The sequence below is a fragment of the Nostoc sp. DSM 114167 genome, from assembly GCF_052692655.1.
In genome coordinates, this window is sequence record NZ_CP195116.1 from 2,719,228 (window position 1) to 2,737,139 (window position 17,912).

Genomic DNA, 17,912 nt, shown 5'->3' on the forward strand with positions numbered 1-17,912 from the left:
GGGGCTAAAGTCCTTACTACAAACTTGAAATTTATTTATGCCTAAATACTTACATATTATTCAATATCAAAAAAGATGAATAAGACATTACTAAAGATTTTGATGTTTGCGCTTTTAATCTTGTTTATCATCTCTCCCTTTGCGGCCCTTGCAGGTTTAATGCTTGTAGTGTTAGTTGCAGCATTTTTCTTTTTACTAGGGGACGTGTTTCAAGCAATTATTGGTGGCGACACCGACCCGAAAAAGTCATAAAAGCAAAATTCCAAATGAACATAGGGATTTCTTGCCGTTAAGCAAGCAACTAGCACTGTATTAGATTCAACATAGAAGCCCTATAAACAGCATTTGTCTCGTTCCCAGTCTTAGGCTGGGAATGCTGTTCTAGAGGCTCCGCCTCTCTTGCTGGCGGCAGCAGCCCAATTGAAGTGTATTTCCAGCCCAGAGGTTGGAAACGAGAGTTTGACAAAGCTTTTAGCTTAAGTTGACACCTATGAATATTGTGATGCCCTTACAATAATCTGTACATCATAAAGTTGCAATCTGCTGTAAATGTATTTATTTTAATGAAAAATATCTCTTATGTTTGGCATAATAATATTTGAACAACTCGCTATTTTATAAATAAAAACACCTAAAATTCATTTATCTGAGGAGTAATAATTATATTTATTGAAGATAAACACACTGAGGGCTAGTAGAGCTAAACTAAAGAAAAAGAAAAATTAAAAATTAGTAGTCACAATATAATAAGTGTTATGAAAATGAATTTTTGATAACTTTCATCACAGCATAAACACTTTTTTCTAGTCAACATCAAGCAGAATACATAGATGCGGATAATTGGACATATCAACAACAAAAGGTACCACCCATGAGTTCCCGCGCACTGCTGTTAGTAAATCGTCATGCTCGCCAAGGGCAAAAGGGTCTATCGGAAGCGATTCAAAGTCTGAAAACATTTGGCTTTGATTTAATTGAGGAGTCTACAGAAGATCCCAAACATCTTGTTGAAGTTATACTTCGCCATAAGGATCGAGTTGACTTGGTAATTATTGGCGGAGGAGATGGTACTCTAAATGCTGCCGTAGACGCTTTAATTGAGACTCAATTACCTTTGGGAATCTTGCCTCTGGGAACTGCCAACGATCTAGCGAGAACTTTGGAAATCCCTAATTCCCTCAACGAAGCTTGCAAAATTATTGCAGATGGACATTTACAGCGTATCGACTTGGGTTGTGTGAATGGCAAGCACTTTTTTAACGTTGCCAGTATGGGATTGAGTGTAAAAATTACCCAACGACTTACCAAAGAAGTTAAGCGCCGCTGGGGAGTATTTGCTTATGCTGCCACTGCATTGCAAGTGCTTTTGGAAGCTAGACCTTTTACAGCAGAGATTGCAATTAACGGTGAATTGGTTCGCGTCAAAACAGTGCAAATTGCAGTCGGTAACGGCCGCTATTACGGTGGTGGTATGGCAGTGGCTGATGATGCCACAATAGACGATCAAAGGCTAGACCTTTATAGCTTGGAGATTGAACACTGGTGGCAGGTTGTATTGTTACTACCTTCAATGCGACAAGGGCGACATATACATTGGCAAAGTGTACGCTCCCATCAAGGTCAAGAAATAGAGATACATACTCGCAAACCTCGCCCTATTAATACAGATGGTGAAATTACTACCTACACACCTGCTCATTTTCGGGTTATACCTAAAGCTATAGCTGTTTTTGTACCCCCAGAAAGCAAGAGTTAGGACTCATTCAATTTTAGATTTTAAATTTTCCTTAAATTCAAAATCTAAAATTGGCAGAGTTTAGAAGTTATTCTCTCTCATCTTCCTCTACTACAAAGTGGGAAATCGCATCAACTCACGCCAAATGCATCTGAGATTTTCTCAAGATATAAAATCCCTGTTGCAACGCCTAGCTGAACAACCGCTGACTCTAGGCGATATTCTGACAGAAACCTCAGAACGGGGTTTCAGTCTGGTAATTACATTATTAGTTTTGCCTTTTTTGCTTCCTATGCCACCGGGATTAACTGGCCCATTTGGTGGTGCTTGTTTACTGTTGTCAGTGCAAATGGTTTTAGGAAGGCGATCGCCTTGGCTACCGAAAAGAATCGCTAACTATAAATTTCCTCGTTCTTTCGCTCAGTTGCTTTTGCAAAATTTGGGAAGGCTTACCAAAGTTTTCCAGAAAATCGCTCGTCCTCGATTAGGAAAAATAGCTCATAATCCTTTAGTTTGGCGAATTAATGGGTTTTGTATCTCTTTATTAACAGTATTACTAATATTACCAATTCCACTTACAAATCCTATTCCTACTATCGGTATTTTACTTTTGACTGTTGCCACCATCGAATCTGATGGTTTATTAATTTGCATCGGTTACGGCATTACTGCTCTAATTACCTTGCTGTTTGGATTTATTGGTTATGCAGTGTGGTTAGCTCCCAGTTTGCTGCCATCGATATTGAAATAAAAAAAGCCTCCAGCTTTTGACTGAGGGCTGTAATTCTTAGGGTGCATCTACCATTTATTAATCCGCTTTATTTATTGCCATATCCGGGAAAATTAGACTTTTAATCAAATTTATTTTCTTCGCAAAAAAGTATGAGCAATAAAAAAAGCCTCCAGCTTTTGACTGAGGGCTGTAAATTCTTAGGGTGCATCTACCATTTATTAATCCGCTTTATTTATTGCCATATCCGGGAAAATTAGACTTTTGAGCAAATTTATTTTTTTAAGAATAAAAAAGTATGAGCAATAAAAAAAAGCCTTCAACTAAAAGCTGAAGGCTGTGATTTAATTAAGGTGCATCTACTATTTATATATCCGCTTTAGTTATTGCTGCATCAGGAAGAATTGAAAAAAATGGATAGCTGTGTAATTGATTTCCTTAGCTAAAACGGTAGTACTGGCATCAATGAGGATTACCTACGGTATTTGACTAGGTAATCATTGACTAACTTCACATTAATTTTACAATTATCGCAATTTTCCTCTAAATACACAAAGTTTCTGTTAATATCTCTGATTCGATATCCGCAATAGTACGAATTTAGTTTATTAGTTGGGTATATGACTATGAAAGTTAGATACACCCAACTTGATGAAGCGATCGCAATTTCTATTAGCCCTTGCTAGTCTTAGTATTGTCGGGGGAAGCTTTTTTCTGAGAACAACTTTTAGCAGTACTAGCGAGCCTAAAATTATAACTGATACATCACGCTACAAAGAAATTCGTAATCAACTATGGTCTGAAAATGACCAAATAAAACATTTTCCTAATGAAATTCCCCTTGATGCTAAAGACGTTCGTATTGCTTACTCTCCCAAAGTTTTACAAGGAAGTAGTTTTTTTCAAATTAGGTTAAAAGAGCCACCAAAGAAGATAGAAAAATTACTTTCACAATATAGAAATAGTGCCAAGCACAAATATATAGGTGGTGACACAAACGACCACATAAACCAACCTAATGGTGTGCCGACAACTTTCTTCTATACTAGTGATTCTCCTACAGAATCTTTTCCAGCTACTTATGAAATATTGGTATTAAATACAGATGACAAAGGTAGACCTGGCTTTAAGTGGAATCATGGAGACAGCTACGGCGTTGCTATTAATAGTTCCACTTCAGAAATTATCTATTGGTCTGAAAAATGGTAATTGGCAATTCAAAATGAATTTGAATGGCTATCAGAAAAATCATTAGTTGTGACCGAATTAGACAAAGCCAATGGAAGCAGATATTTTCTCATCTTAAGCACTTGGACTCTAAAATTGTATTTGAGTGGTCGCGCCAAGACGCAGAATTACTAGAAAAAATCGACTCGTCTATTCAATATACAGATGAAGAAGATTTAAGAATCTCCCATATTGGTATATCTGGAGAATTAATATAGTTTCCAAAAGTCACTAAGTGTGACTTTTACCCTTTTGGATATATCACTTTGGGTAGTTAAAACTTATAGTCAGCATAGCTAAGATTTATAAGTGCTTAAAAATTATCTGAATATGTAGAATGTCAACTGCTTTAATTACTGGTGCTTCTAGTGGTATTGGTAAAGCCTTTGCTCAAGAACTAGCTGCACGCAAGACAAATCTTGTACTCGTTGCTCGTTCTGAAGAGAAACTAAACCAATTAGCTAAACAACTACAAGAACAACACAACATTCAAATAGATGTTATAGTAAAAGACCTCACAGAACCTAATGCAGCAGCCAGTGTATTTGATGTCACAAAATCAAAGGGATTAACCATTGACTTATTAATCAACAATGCTGGTTTTGGTTACTATGGCGATTTTGCTGAAGGAGATGGAGAAAAACAAGTCAAAATCGTACAATTAAATATTTTAGCATTGGTAGATTTAACCCATAAATTTCTACCCTTGATGCGGCAACGCCGTTCTGGAAGTATTATTAACGTATCCTCGATTACCGCATTTCAACCAATACCATACCTTTCTGTTTATGCTGCTAGTAAAGCTTTTATTCTCAGCTTTAGTGAAGCATTATGGGCAGAAAATTATCAATATGGCGTCCGTATTTTAGTCACTTGTCCAGGGCCAATAGAAACAAACTTTTTTGCAGAAGCTAATTTTCCTCCAGCGCTGGCAGGCAGTACAGATAAAGTTTATTCTTCCGAAAAAGTGGTTTGGGAGTCTTTAGAGGCTTTAGAAAAAGGCTATCCAACTGTTATTAGCTCTGATAGTACTACTCAAATTAGAAGCAAATTATCTCGGCTTGTACCGCGCAAACTTCTACTGAATATGTTAGCGAAACGCTTTAAAGCCTAAGTATTAAGTATTTAGTTAAAGGTAGAGACGCGATGAATCGCGTCTGTACAAGAGTTTGGAGTTAAGAGACGCGATGAATCGCGTCTGTACAAGAGTTTGAAGTTAAATAAACTGATGTATTTAAAACTCCTCACTCCTAACTTTTCACTCCTAACTTATTACATATATCTTGTTAATTGAACTCGGTAACGCTCTTTTTTGGTAACGGCTATTTCTCCAACCTCTAAACGCCCTTTAGAGCGAATGGCGATTAAGTCGCCTGATTTGACTTGAGAACTAGCTTGGGTAACTTCTTTCCAATTGACGCGAACATCACCAGCATCGATGAAATCAACCATTTTGCTGCGGGACATCCCAAAACCAGCAGATGCGATCGCATCTAATCTTAAAGAAGCCTCCACAGTAGTTAATTCTTTTTTCTTGGGTTCCCGAACCTTTAATTCTGTTAGCTCAATCTGCTGAGTTTTCACAGGAACTGATCGCACCTGTTTGAGGTTCATTGACAAAAATTCTACCAACTCTGGTGTAACAATCGCCTGTGCCCCTCGTTCTCCTAAGACAATCACATCTCCCGTCTTTTCACGAACAATTCCCGTCCCTAACATTGCGCCTAAAAAGTCGCGGTGAGAGGCGGTATCAAACAGGAAATTACCAGCAATTTCTATGGCTACAAGGCTGACTTGAGATCGATCTAAGGGAAGTTCCGAACGAGCGATCGCTATTCTTTGGCGTTCAGCTTGCGGATATCCACCCCACGCCACCAATTGCACTTCTGTTAATCGGTTAAACACCCGTTGAATTTCTGCCAATTCTGGGGGAGACAGAAAATCTGTCAAAACCACTTCCCAAGTTTTGATCGCTTGCTCTGCTTGATCGATTGCACGAGCTACACTATCTCGATTTTCAACACCTTTTAAAAGTTCTTCTCGTGGCAACATTCTTAAAAATTATCAGTTATTAATTGAGAATTAATTTGCTAGAACTATCTTGATTCTAGCTTTAATTCCCATTTCTACAGTTTCTGTCCAGATTGGGTTAGGCTTTCTACTTGAGATTTGTTGGCGATCGCAGCGGCTTACGCTATCTCCAAAGAACAGGAAAGTAACTCAAGCCGCTGTGCCGCGATCTGTAAACTATGATTTATTCAATACACAGTATTTGTATCGGCATAACCTTGGATATTTTCTGGATCGAATTGACGTAATATTTTGGTTGCTTGGCGAGTCAGAGTTTCAGAACCTTGAACGACGACTAAATATTTACCTGCATCTAAGCGATTGCGATAAGGTAAAGCATCACCACCACCTACAAGTAAACCGACTCCGCCACCAACAAACACACCACCCATTGCACCACTAGCAGCACCCAGCAGTCCGCCAACAATGTGATTGCCAACTTCACCTGCCCAGGCAAAAGTATCTAAACCAGTAATCAGGCTGAATGTAAAACCTGCAAAAAAGCCAAATGGTATCAGCCAGGTTGCCATCTGTTTTGCTTGCTTTTTAGCCTGGTCTTTGGGGTCAATTAAGCCAAACTCGTCAGCCGTTTTATACCCCCTTCCCAAAATAGTGCTGTTAATGCCTTCTTTTTCTAAAGCTAAGTAAGCAGCTTCGGCTTGAATGCGGTCTGGTAATACGGCAACAAGGTAATTCATTGATTTTACAATTTGTCTAATAAAAGTTTTGCCTTAATTAACAGCGTATCAGTCTTGGTAGATTGAACCTCGCATGACTAAAAGTCATACACCTGAATTACTCTAAGACTTACATCAGAAGTTAGGAGGCTCACATCTTGCACCAAAGCACTAGTAGTCTGCCAACTCAAAATTGTTAGGTGAGGGCTGGAGAAAGGGAAAGGGGTAAAGGGGATTTTCTTCCCTTTCCCCTTTAACCTTTAACCTTTTCCCTCTTCTTCCTTTACCCCGCTTGCGTTACGAAAGCGAACTATTAGAAGGACTACATAAACACAGTGAAATTCCCACAGGCTAGTCTATCTGCACAGACTAAGATCAGATTAAGGGCTTTGAAACCGCTTTGCGTCTATGTTTGCGTAGCCGCGATTTTAATCTCACGATTAAAATATGGGACGATCATTTTAGCAAATCTAGTGGCTCACAAAAATTGTTTACGCCTTGCTTGAGGACATATAGCAAAACTGGCGCTGCCAAAATCTTAGGAAATGTTGGCGTTGTTTTTAGATGTTCCATCATCTTCACAAGAGAAGTATTAAGCAAATCTTCTCGATATTCTTGTTCGCAAATGACCACACGCCATTTTCTAGCCAAGGCATCTAACCACTCAGAATTTGCTCTTTCTGGTTGTTGTCCTGCTCGGATAGCTAGCGTCATCGCTGCATCTTCCAAATCTCCATCACAGTCTTCAATTAAATCCAGCGCTTCCATGTCGCTAGGATCGTCTGCCAATTGAGAGCGAAACTGTGCAATTTCTTGAGATGTTACTTTAGTCATGAGTCTTTGACAAGGCAAGCGAGCGAACACTCAGTTATGTTAGTCCAAATTTGACTATAGCGCTTCTCTGGTAAGTCCAGTACATATCTCACAAAAATAACTCCTTCTCTACTACCTCTCCCTAACCCTCTTTTAAAAGGAGCGGAAAAACTTTTGTTACTCGAAGAAGAAGAGTAAAATTCTTATCCTAGAATAGTAGTATATTCTCGATAGACTCAAAAGCAATCTTAGAGGATGAATGAACAAATATTTTTCATCACATCAAAGCCTCGGAAATCTAACCCCTTAGCCCCCCAACACTCACGAGAGAATGGGGGTTTCAAACCTCTTATTAACTCCCGCTTATTGCTAAAGTTTTAAACGTCTTTAAATACCCTATCCTAGACATCGCTTTGAGTCGCGCAAACAAACCAAACGATAAACCCTTATTTTTTCGTTGATTCTTAACATTAGTTGCGATCGAGAGTAATTTTAGATGCATTTGTCTTGAAAACTATCGGTTGAAAACCTTACTTTGTGTTTTTTGTAAAACTACAAAATGTTTCCGATTTTTTGAAAATAAATTATTGTTATATTGATTATTTGGGAAAACATAGCATAAGTTTGATAATTTTGAGTTAAAATTGCTGATTGAGGTAAATACAATATGCAATTTGCTGCAATAAAATCTATTCTTAAGGACTTTTCCATATCAACTGGTCTATATAGACCAATTAGGAATTTATATCGTTTTTTAAATCAAAAGCAGTTAAAAGATAGTTTAAATTTTTTTCAAAAAGAAGTTTATTTCTACTCAAAACTCTTAGATTCTAATCATCTTTGCTTCGATGTTGGTGCAAACATAGGTGCAAAATCAGAGGCATTTCTGATAGCAGGTGCGAGAGTTGTGGCATTTGAACCACAGCCCAAATGTATGAGAGAATTGAGAGCTAGATGTAGTCATTATCGCAGTAAGTTTCATCCTGTTCAGAAGGCTGTTGGTGCAGAACCTGGAGAAGCAAGGTTATACACTCGCGAACGAAGTGGAATTGCAAGTTTTTATGAGGATTGGATAGGTACTGTACAAAGCAGTATTCAAGTTTCTATCACAACTCTTGACCAGGCAATTGATGAGTTTGGAAAACCAGATTACTGCAAAATTGATGTTGAGGGGTGGGAATTTGAAGTTTTAAAAGGGCTGACACAACCCATTTCTTTGATGTCGTTTGAATATCATATAACAGAACGCGAAATTAATACTACTGCTGCTTGTATAAATTACCTATCCAATCTTGGAAAAATATTGATTAATGTTGTACCTGCTGAAATGCATTCATTTGTATTTCAAGAATGGTTGTCTCCAGATGAGTTTCTAAAGCGCTTTCCTGAAGATGTAGCAGACTTTGGGAAAGACGGCTACGGTGAAATTTGGGTTCGTAGTTGCTAATCAAATTTTGTTGGCATAATTATGAAAGCGATCGCTTTCATAATTTCTCAAAAATTATAATTTACAATACTGCTTTTTGGACTAAAAAGCCTCATCTTCCCAGTTAATACACTGAATAAATGAGGCTTTTAGCTAGCTTTTTATCAAAAACGCTACTGGAATCTGCGATCCTCTAATAGAAGGTGCAAAGTGGATTATAAAACACAACAGCAGTCAAAAATACTGATTCAATTGAGTTTCAGCTAATTAGCGGAATGCTCTGAGGGTAACAGACCGTTGTAACTGAGCTAAAGCGCGGTTGTAATCCAAAATTGCTGTAACTCGATTACCTTCAGCTTGTGTGAGGTCATTTTCAGAGTTAATCACATCAGTTTGAGTACCTACACCAGCTTGGAATCGCAAACGCGCTAAACGTAAAGCTTCCCTGGCTTGTTCTAAAGCGGTATTAGCGGTTTGAACATTCTCCAAACTAGATTGCTGGGTAGAATAGGCTTGTTCTACCTGAAACCGAATTTGGTTGCGCTGTTCAGCAAATTGAGTTTCTGCGATCGCAATGTTAGCTTCCTGTTGAGCTGCTCTTGCTCTTGCTGCTCCGCCATCAAACAAATTTAGGGTTGCCCTAACTCCGAATGAATAACCATCAGTAACGCTGACATTATCATTGAACTGATCGAGTAGGTCGTAGCTGGCGACCAAACTAATTTGGGGACCCAGTTCTGCAAGAGCCTGTCTACGCTGTTGCTCACTAGTATTGCGTTGTGCTAACTGCTGTTGCAGTTCTGGACGATTTTGATAAGCCAGCACAATACTTTGTTCTAGGGTTGGGTTCCAAAGACCAGCTAACTGTACAGGGTCAGCTGCACTGATATTTATTCCTTGCGGCAAACTTATCCGAGTTGCTAATTGACGACGGGCAATTAACTGCTGGGATCTCGCATTAGTTAAATTTTGTTGGGCATTTGCTAAATTCACCTGCGATCGCAACACATCGAACCGTGTACCAACCCCAGCTCGCTCTAAAGCTTCTGCATCACGCAAACTAGCTTCAGAGTTCACCACAGCCGACTGACTAATGCGTACTTGTTCATCCGCTTGTTGCAAATTGTAGTAGTCTGTGGCAACATTCAAACGGATTGTCTCAGACTGAGTTTCTACAGCAAGCTCATAGTAACGTACCTGTTCTTCAGCCGCTCTGATGGTAGCTTGCACTCTCCCAGAAGTATAAAGGTTATATGAAAGTTGTGCTTGACCAGAAAAAGATGTACTGGGTCGATCTTGGTTAGACAGTAAGCCATTTCGCCCGTTTAATTCGTCCTGAAGCTGACTGCTAGAAGACTGACCACGAGTCAGATCCGTGCTAAGTCCCAGAGTGGGCAATAAAGCAGCTTGTGCCTCGCGTAGAGCCGCTCGATTGCGTTCTAGCTCCAATAAAGACACCTGTAGATCGCGATTGTTACGCCGTGCCAACTCCAGAGCCTGTGCCAAAGTAATCGGCTGATTTCCTTGAAGTTGCACCTCCTCCGGTTTGGTGGGAAATTGCAGGGGATTTGAGTTAGGAATCAGGTTCTCTGGAATTTGCACCGACCCTGACGGCACAGGAGTTACGGTTCCTGGCACAGTAGAAGGTTGCACCGACCCTGACGGCACAGGAGTTACAGTTCCTGGCACAGTAGAAGGTTGCACCGACCCTGACGGTGCAGGAGTTACAGTTCCTGGCACAGTAGAAGGTTGCACCGACCCTGACGGTGCAGGAGTTACGGTTCCTGGCACAGTGATTGGCGTCGAATCTGCCGGAATCGTGGTATTATTCTGAGCCAAGCTACCAATAGCATTTTGTTGTAAGCAGGTGCTTGAGGTTATTAGCACAGCCAAGGAGTCAGTTTTACTTTTGCTCAACTCCTGTGGACACCTCTGCGCTGACAACAGTTTTGCTGCTCCTGCACCTGTAGCTGAAGTTTGTAAAAATGTTTGCAATTGAGTAACAGTATTTTTCTTTTGAACCACTGGCTGCTGTGCAGAAGACAGGGACAAAATTTCTTTTTGGACAGAAAGGGGTTTTGAAGTGTAGTTGGGAACTAGTATCTTCTTTAATTTCTGCCCAGAAGCACTCGAATTACTGTGTTTTTGGTTCTTTTGAGCTTGGGAAGAATTAGAGGTAGGTGTCGAACTCAAAAATCTACCTTTATCTTTCTTAAGTAGTTGTTTTATTGGCACAACAGTATTTTCAGCCGTAAATACCGGAATACTGTTATTACTTAAAGGTTTTACACTAAGTTTAGTAAAACCCAAAGCAGGTATTAGAGTTGGAACACTAACATTTGCACTGTTAGGCAGTTGCCTATTTTTTATGGTATCCACAACCAAGCCTTGACCATAAGTAGAAGTCAAAACACTAGGAGAAGATGCCAGTTGTATCCCAGTTAGTTTCGCAGTACCAGCCCAAGCAGGCTGAGTTGTTAAAACTGCTGCTGTTACACCAGGTAAGAAGCTATAAAATAATTGCTGTCCTTTCACCGCATCCCTCACACGAAAATCAATCTAGCGGCAGAAAACCTTTCTTCACCACAGAATATAGCACGATACTAAACTTAGGAAAGAATATACTACGATACTAAATTTAGGGTTCGGAACTCTGTTTGTCTTCAAAACGTCTAACAATGCGAGAAAGTTCCGCCTTTTCATCGATATTAACGCGAGTAGGAGCACCGCTGATAATCCGTTCGTAGTTTCGGAAAGAATCTTTAATTTCGGGCCCATCAGCAGTAATATTATACTCACGAATGCCTTTATCATGCCAAGACCCGCGCATTTTGAATACGTTAATTGCCCGCGACATTTCTCCACGAATTTCTACGTACTGTAACATCAGAATTGTATCGGTAATCGTGGAAATATGAGAGTCAGTAATCGAATGCGCTCCTAGAAATTGGTCGGTTGTGTTGGTAAAGAAACCAGTAATTTCTTCTTGTTTAGCATAACCCGTCACACCAATTACAAACTGCCGAAATGCATTATTCGTAACTCCTCTAGCTAGTGCTGATAGAGAATCAATAGCAATCCGACCGGGTTTGAAAATAGCAATTTCTGATTTAATAATTTGTAAATGGTCTTCTAAACCAGTTGATTCCGGATAGGTACAAATTATTTTGAGTAAACCTTGATCTTCTAATTCTTCAAAATCAATTCCCCAAGAGGAAGCATTACGAGATAGTTGAGCGCGTGATTCTTCATAAGCAAATAATATCGCCTGTTCTCCATTGAGACAGCCATCTTGAATAAATTTGCTTACTAACAGGGTTTTACCAGTACCTGTGGCTCCTGTTGCCAAAATAATTGAATCTTTAAAGAAACCACCACCGCACATTTCATCTAAGGTTTTGACACCAGAAGATACCCTGACATTAGAAGAACGTTGAGTCAAGCGCATTGCCCCGAGTGGGAAGATGTTAACTCCTTCATTAGTAATCGTGAAGGGATACTCGCCTTTCATGTGAGTTGTACCGCGCAACTTGAGAATTTCAATTGTGCGGCGGCGGCGTTCTCCTTCTAAAGCGTTGCGAACAATTACTACATTATCGGAAACAAATTCTTCCACTCCAAAAGAGGCAACAGGTCCATATTCTTCACTACGTTCAGTGGTAATTAGAGTGGTGACACTTAGTAGTTTAAGACGTGCTACTAAACGAAAAATTTCGCGTCGCACTACTCCCATCGCTTCATACTGCTGAAATACTGCTGTTATTGAGTCGATTGAAACTCGTTTAGCTTTGTATTTGCGGATGGCATATTGCAAGCGCTCAATCAGTGCAGAAAGGTCAAAATTTCCCACGATATCTTGACCTTCTGGATCGGGAGATGCATCAAGAATAAACAACTTGCCTTCTTCAATTAAGCGGGGCAAGTTCCAACCAAAAATATTAGCATTTTTAATAATATCGCTCGGTGATTCCTCAAAAGTTACAAATACTCCTGCTTCATCAAAGTAGGTGATACCGTTATAAAGAAACTGAAGAGAGAATAAGGTTTTGCCTGTGCCGGATGTACCACTAATCAAGGTAGTTCTACCAATTGGTAAACCACCATGACTAATATCGTCAAACCCTTCGATCATCGTCCGAATTTTTTCTACACCCCTAATTATTGGTGGTTGTTTTGGTTCTACTTGCTCGTTTTCACTCATTGCTTGATAACAAAAGGGGATTAAAACCTGTTTTTTATTACTAAAGTCTTGAATTAATTTTTGATGATTAAAAATTTACTCTTCAAAGTCTTCTTCACTCAGTTCTTCATAAAGCAAATCCAATCCAATCAACACTCTTTCTCTATCTGAAAGATCCCCAATAATTTTGCGAACGGGTGGAGGCAAAATTTTAGATAATGTTGGTGTAGCCAATATTTTATCTTCTTCCGCTAGTTGTGGGCTTTTAAGTACATCGATCACTTTTAAAGCATAAACCCCTTCAAACTCCTGTTCTAAAATATCTTTGAGTGTTTTTAATGCCCGGACTGAATTAGGAGTGTTACCTGCTACGTAAAGCTTGAGAACGTAGGTTTTTCTGGCTTTATTCATATACTTAATAACTAGTCATAATTAGAGGAATACAATATTTTTCCATGCATCGTTACTCACAGTTGTAGCTTGTTCCCAGTTGAACACATAGCAAGAAATTTAATTTATTTTATCTAGAAACCGAATTCCTATAGACTTCGCACAGGTGAGCTAAGATATCTATTAACGTTAGACGGTAATCAAGTAAAGTTTCATTGCTCCTACCTTCTATTTTTAGCTGGTTAGAAAATTCTTCAATTATATCCATGTGAATTTCGATTATTTGGGGCACAGGAATATTAGCATAAAATATAGTATTGATAAATTTATCAATTTTATCTTTGAGTGTTTTGTCTGTAGTAAAATAATCTATAAGAATCACGCTATAATCTATTTTAAGCTGTCTTAATAATCCTTCTTTTTCTGCTGGAGTCATCTCCTGAAAATACTGCTGGCTTTTTTGCATCTGACTGGCAAATACATAAACGTACTGAAGAGTGTATGCCTTACTTGGATTTAGTAGCAGCCAATTTGGTAAATAGTTGATTGTGTTGATTGTTCCAGAGCTTGTTACAGCAACAGGTAAGTAGCAAAATTGGGCAATAATTGCGTCTATTAATTGCCCCACCCACGTACTCAAACCTTTTAGGTTGGCTAAGTAAACTGGATTATTTAAGCATTTGTTAACATGAGATTGCAGAATCAATATCGGTAATAACATCTATTCTTGAATATATCTCCTCGATCGCCCTGACCAATAAACATGGGCTGATAAGTCTGGTTAACGCTTAGTAGGGAATACTGCGTGTGCAGTAAACTGCTGATTTAACCCCAAAATAACGCTCTATGCAAGCAGATAGTGCTAGGCACTCAACATTCTAGTGGAGCAACTAACTGGTAAAACTTAGTAGGTCTTTGATGATGAGGTATCCGTCGGCATAGCAAGACACAATAATTAACTCATGATTTACATATCTATGTATACAAATAGATAGATTTTTTTATTTTGCTCCTTGATAAGATACTTAAACGAACTTAAAGGATTGTCGCATTCCAAATCATTATAATTCCTCAAGGTTCTAAAGCGAATCTTTGGGGCCATAATTGTTTTAGCCGTCGCGCTATCGATGAGGAGTTTAAATACCAGTAAGACACTGGGGAGGCTGGCTAGTTGTTAAAAATTAGAAACGTCGCCTCTTGGAAAAATGCACTCGTTCGCAATTCCCGTGTCCGTTAGAGGAAATCCCGTTGTTTTAATGGCGTTGAAATAACCAGAGTTGCTTATATGAGTCTTCTTAGAGGATATGACTTCAGGCGAAAAGACCATCAACTGGCAGATGGAAATGCCCGAGGGTTCCACAGGAAGAATGATCCCCAAATCCCTATGTTAATGCTAGATTACCCGCTTTATGACTTTCAGGCAACCGTACCTAGCTGCCCCCAAACAAGTTCTCTGGCAGTGGTGTTAGAGATTTTTGAGCAAGAGCAGTGCGATCGCTTGGTAGTAGTGAATCAACAGCAATGCCCCATCGGATTGCTGTATTCTGCCCGTTTAATCCCAAAATTATTAGCCCAAAGTGACGATAAAAATTTAAATTTACAGCAATCGCTCTCTACCTGGGGTCAAGGTCTAATTGAGCCAATACAGACAATATCAGCTGCGGAGCGTGTAGAGCGATTAAGCTTGCGCTGGTGCGATTCACAAGTCGAAAAACCCCAAAATTTAGATTGGGCGCTGATTGACTCGGAGGGTCGATACTTGGGGCTGCTAGATAGTTCGCGCCTGTTGCGATCGCTGGCTCAAGAACGGATGGCTGGCTTACAAAAGTCTAGCCAGCATCGTCATGAGTATGATGGTGCGCCAAATGAACCCAAGTCGTTAGGACACCAGCCACTGGTACACTTGCTAGAAAGACTGCCTTGGCCTTTGATGTTGCAAACGGGTACTGGCGAGGTGATAGCGCAAAATCCCGCCTGGTGGCAGCAATTAGGAAGCTTAAAAGATCCAGAAGGAGTTAGGCAACAGGTGGAGGCAATACTTGCCCCGAAACGCTCCGAAATAGCAGAATATGTCACCCAACCAGCAATCAAGGTTCATCCCAATGGTAGGGAGAATGAGCATAGTGGTGAAGAAGCACTACAGCAAGAAGCATCAAGTGATGCTGCATACAGCCGATGCTATTTAGATAGTCAAGTGGGTACTTGTACTTGTGTTGTCGAAGTGCAAAATGGTCAAGAGCGAATCTGGCAGTTTGCCAAAATTCCCTTAGATAGTCCTGAGTTTCAAGTGATGAGTGCCCAAGAGGAAATTGCACTCAGCACTGATTTGTGGTTGGTTTTAGCTACTGATGTCACTGAACAGCAGCAACTTTGTAAAGAATTAGCAGCCAAGAATGCCGATTTAATTCAACTAAATCGGTTAAAAGACGAGTTTTTAGCTTGTATTAGTCATGAACTCAAAACTCCCCTAACTGCCGTTTTGGGATTATCGCGCTTGCTCGTGGATCAGCAGTTGGGAGAACTCAACGAGCGTCAAGCCCGTTATGCAGGACTGATTCATCAAAGCGGACGCCACCTGATGAGTGTGGTGAATGACATTTTAGATTTGACCCGGATGGAGACGGGACAAATGGATTTGACGCTGACTCCGGTGAAAATTCGAGCTGTGTGCGATCGCGCCCTATCGGAAGCCAAAGCTATCCACACTCAAACTACCAAAGCGACATCTGCCCCGCCACCTGCAAATGCTCGTTCATCTGCTCCTCAATTCTGTCTTTCCATTGAACTAGGTTTAGATCAGATGGTGGCAGACGAATTGCGCTTACGCCAGATGCTAGTACACCTACTTTCCAACGCTTTTAAATTCACCGAAATATCTGGCGAAATTGGGCTGCGGGTAAGTCGTTGGGAAGGATGGATTGCCTTTACAGTTTGGGATACAGGAATTGGTATTCCCGAACACCAGCAACACTTAATCTTTCAAAAATTCCAACAACTAGAAAATCCCCTCACCCGCCAATTTGAAGGCACTGGTTTGGGGCTAGTATTAACCCGCGCCTTGGCTCGTCTCCACGGAGGAGATGTCAGCTTCTTATCGCGTGAAGGTAAAGGTAGCCAGTTTACCCTACTTCTGCCGCCCAGTCCCCCGAAAACAGGCTTTTCGGAACCAGATATGGGAATCAGAGAAGCCGAGGAAACACGATATCAACCAACACGGCAAAACTCCGCCGCTCGTCAGCAAGTTAGTACGCCCATACAGCATCATATTGCAAGTTCGCAACGGTTGGTCTTGGTAGTCGAGGCAGTAGCTCGATATATTGAAGACTTGACCGAACAACTCAAAGGTTTAGGATATCGGGTAGTGATTGCGCGATCGGGGACAGAAGCAGTTGAAAAAGCGCGGCGCTTGCAACCAATAGCAATATTTTTGAATCCGTTGCTACCCCTGCTATCAGGCTGGGATGTACTGACTTTACTAAAATCTGACACCGCAACCCGTCATATATCTGTAATTGTCACCGCGACGGCAGCCGAAAAGGAGCAAGCATTTGCTAACCGAGCCGATGGTTTCTTAAGTTTGCCAGTAGAGCGTCAGGTCTTAGCACCGGTTCTCGAAAAATTATGTACTATACAAGCAGTTTTGCAGATAGGGTCAAATAATAGTGCGATTATCCCAACAAAAACCCCACTGCGAATTCTCAGGTTGGTGAATCCCCAGTTAGAATCGGTCAATCCCCACCCCTCACTTCGAGAACACCGAGTGATTGAAGTAGATGACCTGGATCAGGCAGAACTTTTGGCGCGGGTATGGCAGTTTGATGTGATTTTGCTAGATGTCGAAAGTACCACCGCCCAAATTTATTTGCAACAACTAATTGGACATCCACGTTTAGCAGCTATACCACTGGTTACTTGCGATGTTGCGACTACCCTAATCGCTTCTAAAATACCAGGGTTATCTGTATTTCCTTACTTAACACCATTTGCCAAAGATAACAGCAGTCGCACCGAGAAAACAGATGCTTTACTATCAGTATTAGAAATTGCTTCTGGTATTTGCTGCCCTCCCAACATCTTAGTAGTGGATTTAACAATGCTACGGGATTTTCCCCAGGTAAGACGTAAACCAGCTAAGGGTTATCGGACAGAAAAAAATTGCTCAATTAGTAGTGAAACTGCTGAACGGGGATCTGAATGGTTCCAAGCTTTAATTCAATACCTGCAAACAGCAGGCTTCAAAGCGGCGATGAGTCCTTGTTGGGCAGAAGTGTTGCAACAAATTCGCCACGAAAGCGTTGACTTATTGCTAATTTGTTTAGGAGAAACCTCTATCCACAAAGATGTGCTCAAAGCACTGAAAACGTTAGGAAATTCGCCTTTAAAGTTGCCACCAATTTTGGTACTAAATCAGCGATTAAATCGCTCACGAACCAGTTTCCAGGATGGGGTAGCCGATCGGGAAATTAGCAAGCAGAAGAAGAATGATTTGGAATCAATAGAAACTGTTGTTAGTGCGATCGCTACCCAAATCTTACCGCGATCGATATCAATGGAAGACCTTTTAAGCCAGATCAATCAAGCTTTAGCTATCAATGGTTACAATAACAAATGTTAATGGGGTCATTGAGCGTTGGTTTTTTGTCATTAGTCATTTGTCCTTCGTC

15 protein-coding genes are annotated in these 17,912 nt (G+C 40.4%); 8 read left to right on the plus strand and 7 right to left on the minus strand.

The window, feature by feature from the left end; genetic code table 11:
* Positions 1–75 precede the first annotated feature (75 nt).
* The 6 genes from NSTC731_RS11645 (at position 76) to NSTC731_RS11670 (ending at position 4,806) form a co-directional block, all read left to right on the plus strand.
* Complete coding sequence (locus NSTC731_RS11645; RefSeq protein ID WP_335007267.1) at positions 76–252, plus strand: hypothetical protein; 177 nt, start codon at positions 76–78, stop codon at positions 250–252.
* 619 nt (positions 253–871) lie between these two features.
* Positions 872–1,756: a lipid kinase gene (locus tag NSTC731_RS11650; protein ID WP_445630936.1), complete on the plus strand. Its 885-nt coding sequence runs from the start codon at positions 872–874 to the stop codon at positions 1,754–1,756.
* Between the two features lie 124 nt (positions 1,757–1,880).
* A complete protein-coding gene (locus NSTC731_RS11655; protein ID WP_445630937.1) occupies positions 1,881–2,486 on the plus strand; it encodes an exopolysaccharide biosynthesis protein in 606 nt (201 codons plus the stop codon).
* Positions 2,487–3,116: 630 nt separating this feature from the next.
* A complete protein-coding gene (locus NSTC731_RS11660; RefSeq protein ID WP_445630938.1) occupies positions 3,117–3,674 on the plus strand; it encodes a hypothetical protein in 558 nt (185 codons plus the stop codon).
* Positions 3,675–3,697: 23 nt separating this feature from the next.
* On the plus strand, positions 3,698–3,910 hold the full coding sequence (locus NSTC731_RS11665; protein WP_445630939.1) for a hypothetical protein: 213 nt from the start codon (positions 3,698–3,700) through the stop codon (positions 3,908–3,910).
* Between the two features lie 119 nt (positions 3,911–4,029).
* Complete coding sequence (locus NSTC731_RS11670; RefSeq protein ID WP_445630940.1) at positions 4,030–4,806, plus strand: SDR family NAD(P)-dependent oxidoreductase; 777 nt, start codon at positions 4,030–4,032, stop codon at positions 4,804–4,806.
* Between the two features lie 158 nt (positions 4,807–4,964).
* Here the strand turns inward: NSTC731_RS11670 and NSTC731_RS11675 are convergent, their stop codons facing one another.
* From NSTC731_RS11675 to NSTC731_RS11685, 3 genes are all read right to left on the minus strand, one after another.
* A complete protein-coding gene (locus NSTC731_RS11675) occupies positions 4,965–5,744 on the minus strand; it encodes a photosystem II S4 domain protein (protein WP_445630941.1) in 780 nt (259 codons plus the stop codon).
* Between the two features lie 206 nt (positions 5,745–5,950).
* Entirely contained in the window at positions 5,951–6,460 is a 510-nt protein-coding gene (locus tag NSTC731_RS11680) for a hypothetical protein (protein ID WP_445630942.1), read from the minus strand.
* Between the two features lie 435 nt (positions 6,461–6,895).
* Positions 6,896–7,273, minus strand: coding sequence for a hypothetical protein (locus tag NSTC731_RS11685; protein WP_445630943.1), 378 nt, complete (start codon positions 7,271–7,273; stop codon positions 6,896–6,898).
* 646 nt (positions 7,274–7,919) lie between these two features.
* Between NSTC731_RS11685 and NSTC731_RS11690 the strand changes: the two genes are divergently transcribed.
* On the plus strand, positions 7,920–8,699 hold the full coding sequence (locus NSTC731_RS11690) for an FkbM family methyltransferase (RefSeq protein WP_445630944.1): 780 nt from the start codon (positions 7,920–7,922) through the stop codon (positions 8,697–8,699).
* A 246-nt stretch (positions 8,700–8,945) separates the two neighbouring features.
* On the opposite strand, the gene NSTC731_RS11695 is transcribed toward NSTC731_RS11690, so the two are convergent.
* The 4 genes from NSTC731_RS11695 to NSTC731_RS11710 all read right to left on the minus strand — a co-directional run bounded on the left by NSTC731_RS11695 (position 8,946) and on the right by NSTC731_RS11710 (position 13,969).
* Complete coding sequence (locus NSTC731_RS11695; protein ID WP_445630945.1) at positions 8,946–11,213, minus strand: TolC family protein; 2,268 nt, start codon at positions 11,211–11,213, stop codon at positions 8,946–8,948.
* A gap of 103 nt (positions 11,214–11,316) precedes the next feature.
* Entirely contained in the window at positions 11,317–12,879 is a 1,563-nt protein-coding gene (gene kaiC, locus NSTC731_RS11700; RefSeq protein ID WP_445630946.1) for a circadian clock protein KaiC, read from the minus strand.
* Positions 12,880–12,954: 75 nt separating this feature from the next.
* Complete coding sequence (gene kaiB, locus NSTC731_RS11705) at positions 12,955–13,269, minus strand: circadian clock protein KaiB (RefSeq protein ID WP_099099291.1); 315 nt, start codon at positions 13,267–13,269, stop codon at positions 12,955–12,957.
* Positions 13,270–13,378: 109 nt separating this feature from the next.
* Positions 13,379–13,969 carry a KaiA family protein gene (locus NSTC731_RS11710; protein ID WP_445630947.1) on the minus strand — a complete coding sequence of 197 codons (591 nt, stop codon included), beginning with the start codon at positions 13,967–13,969 and terminating at the stop codon, positions 13,379–13,381.
* A 663-nt stretch (positions 13,970–14,632) separates the two neighbouring features.
* Between NSTC731_RS11710 and NSTC731_RS11715 the strand changes: the two genes are divergently transcribed.
* Positions 14,633–17,863 carry an ATP-binding response regulator gene (locus NSTC731_RS11715; protein ID WP_445632070.1) on the plus strand — a complete coding sequence of 1,077 codons (3,231 nt, stop codon included), beginning with the start codon at positions 14,633–14,635 and terminating at the stop codon, positions 17,861–17,863.
* Positions 17,864–17,912: the final 49 nt, after the last annotated feature.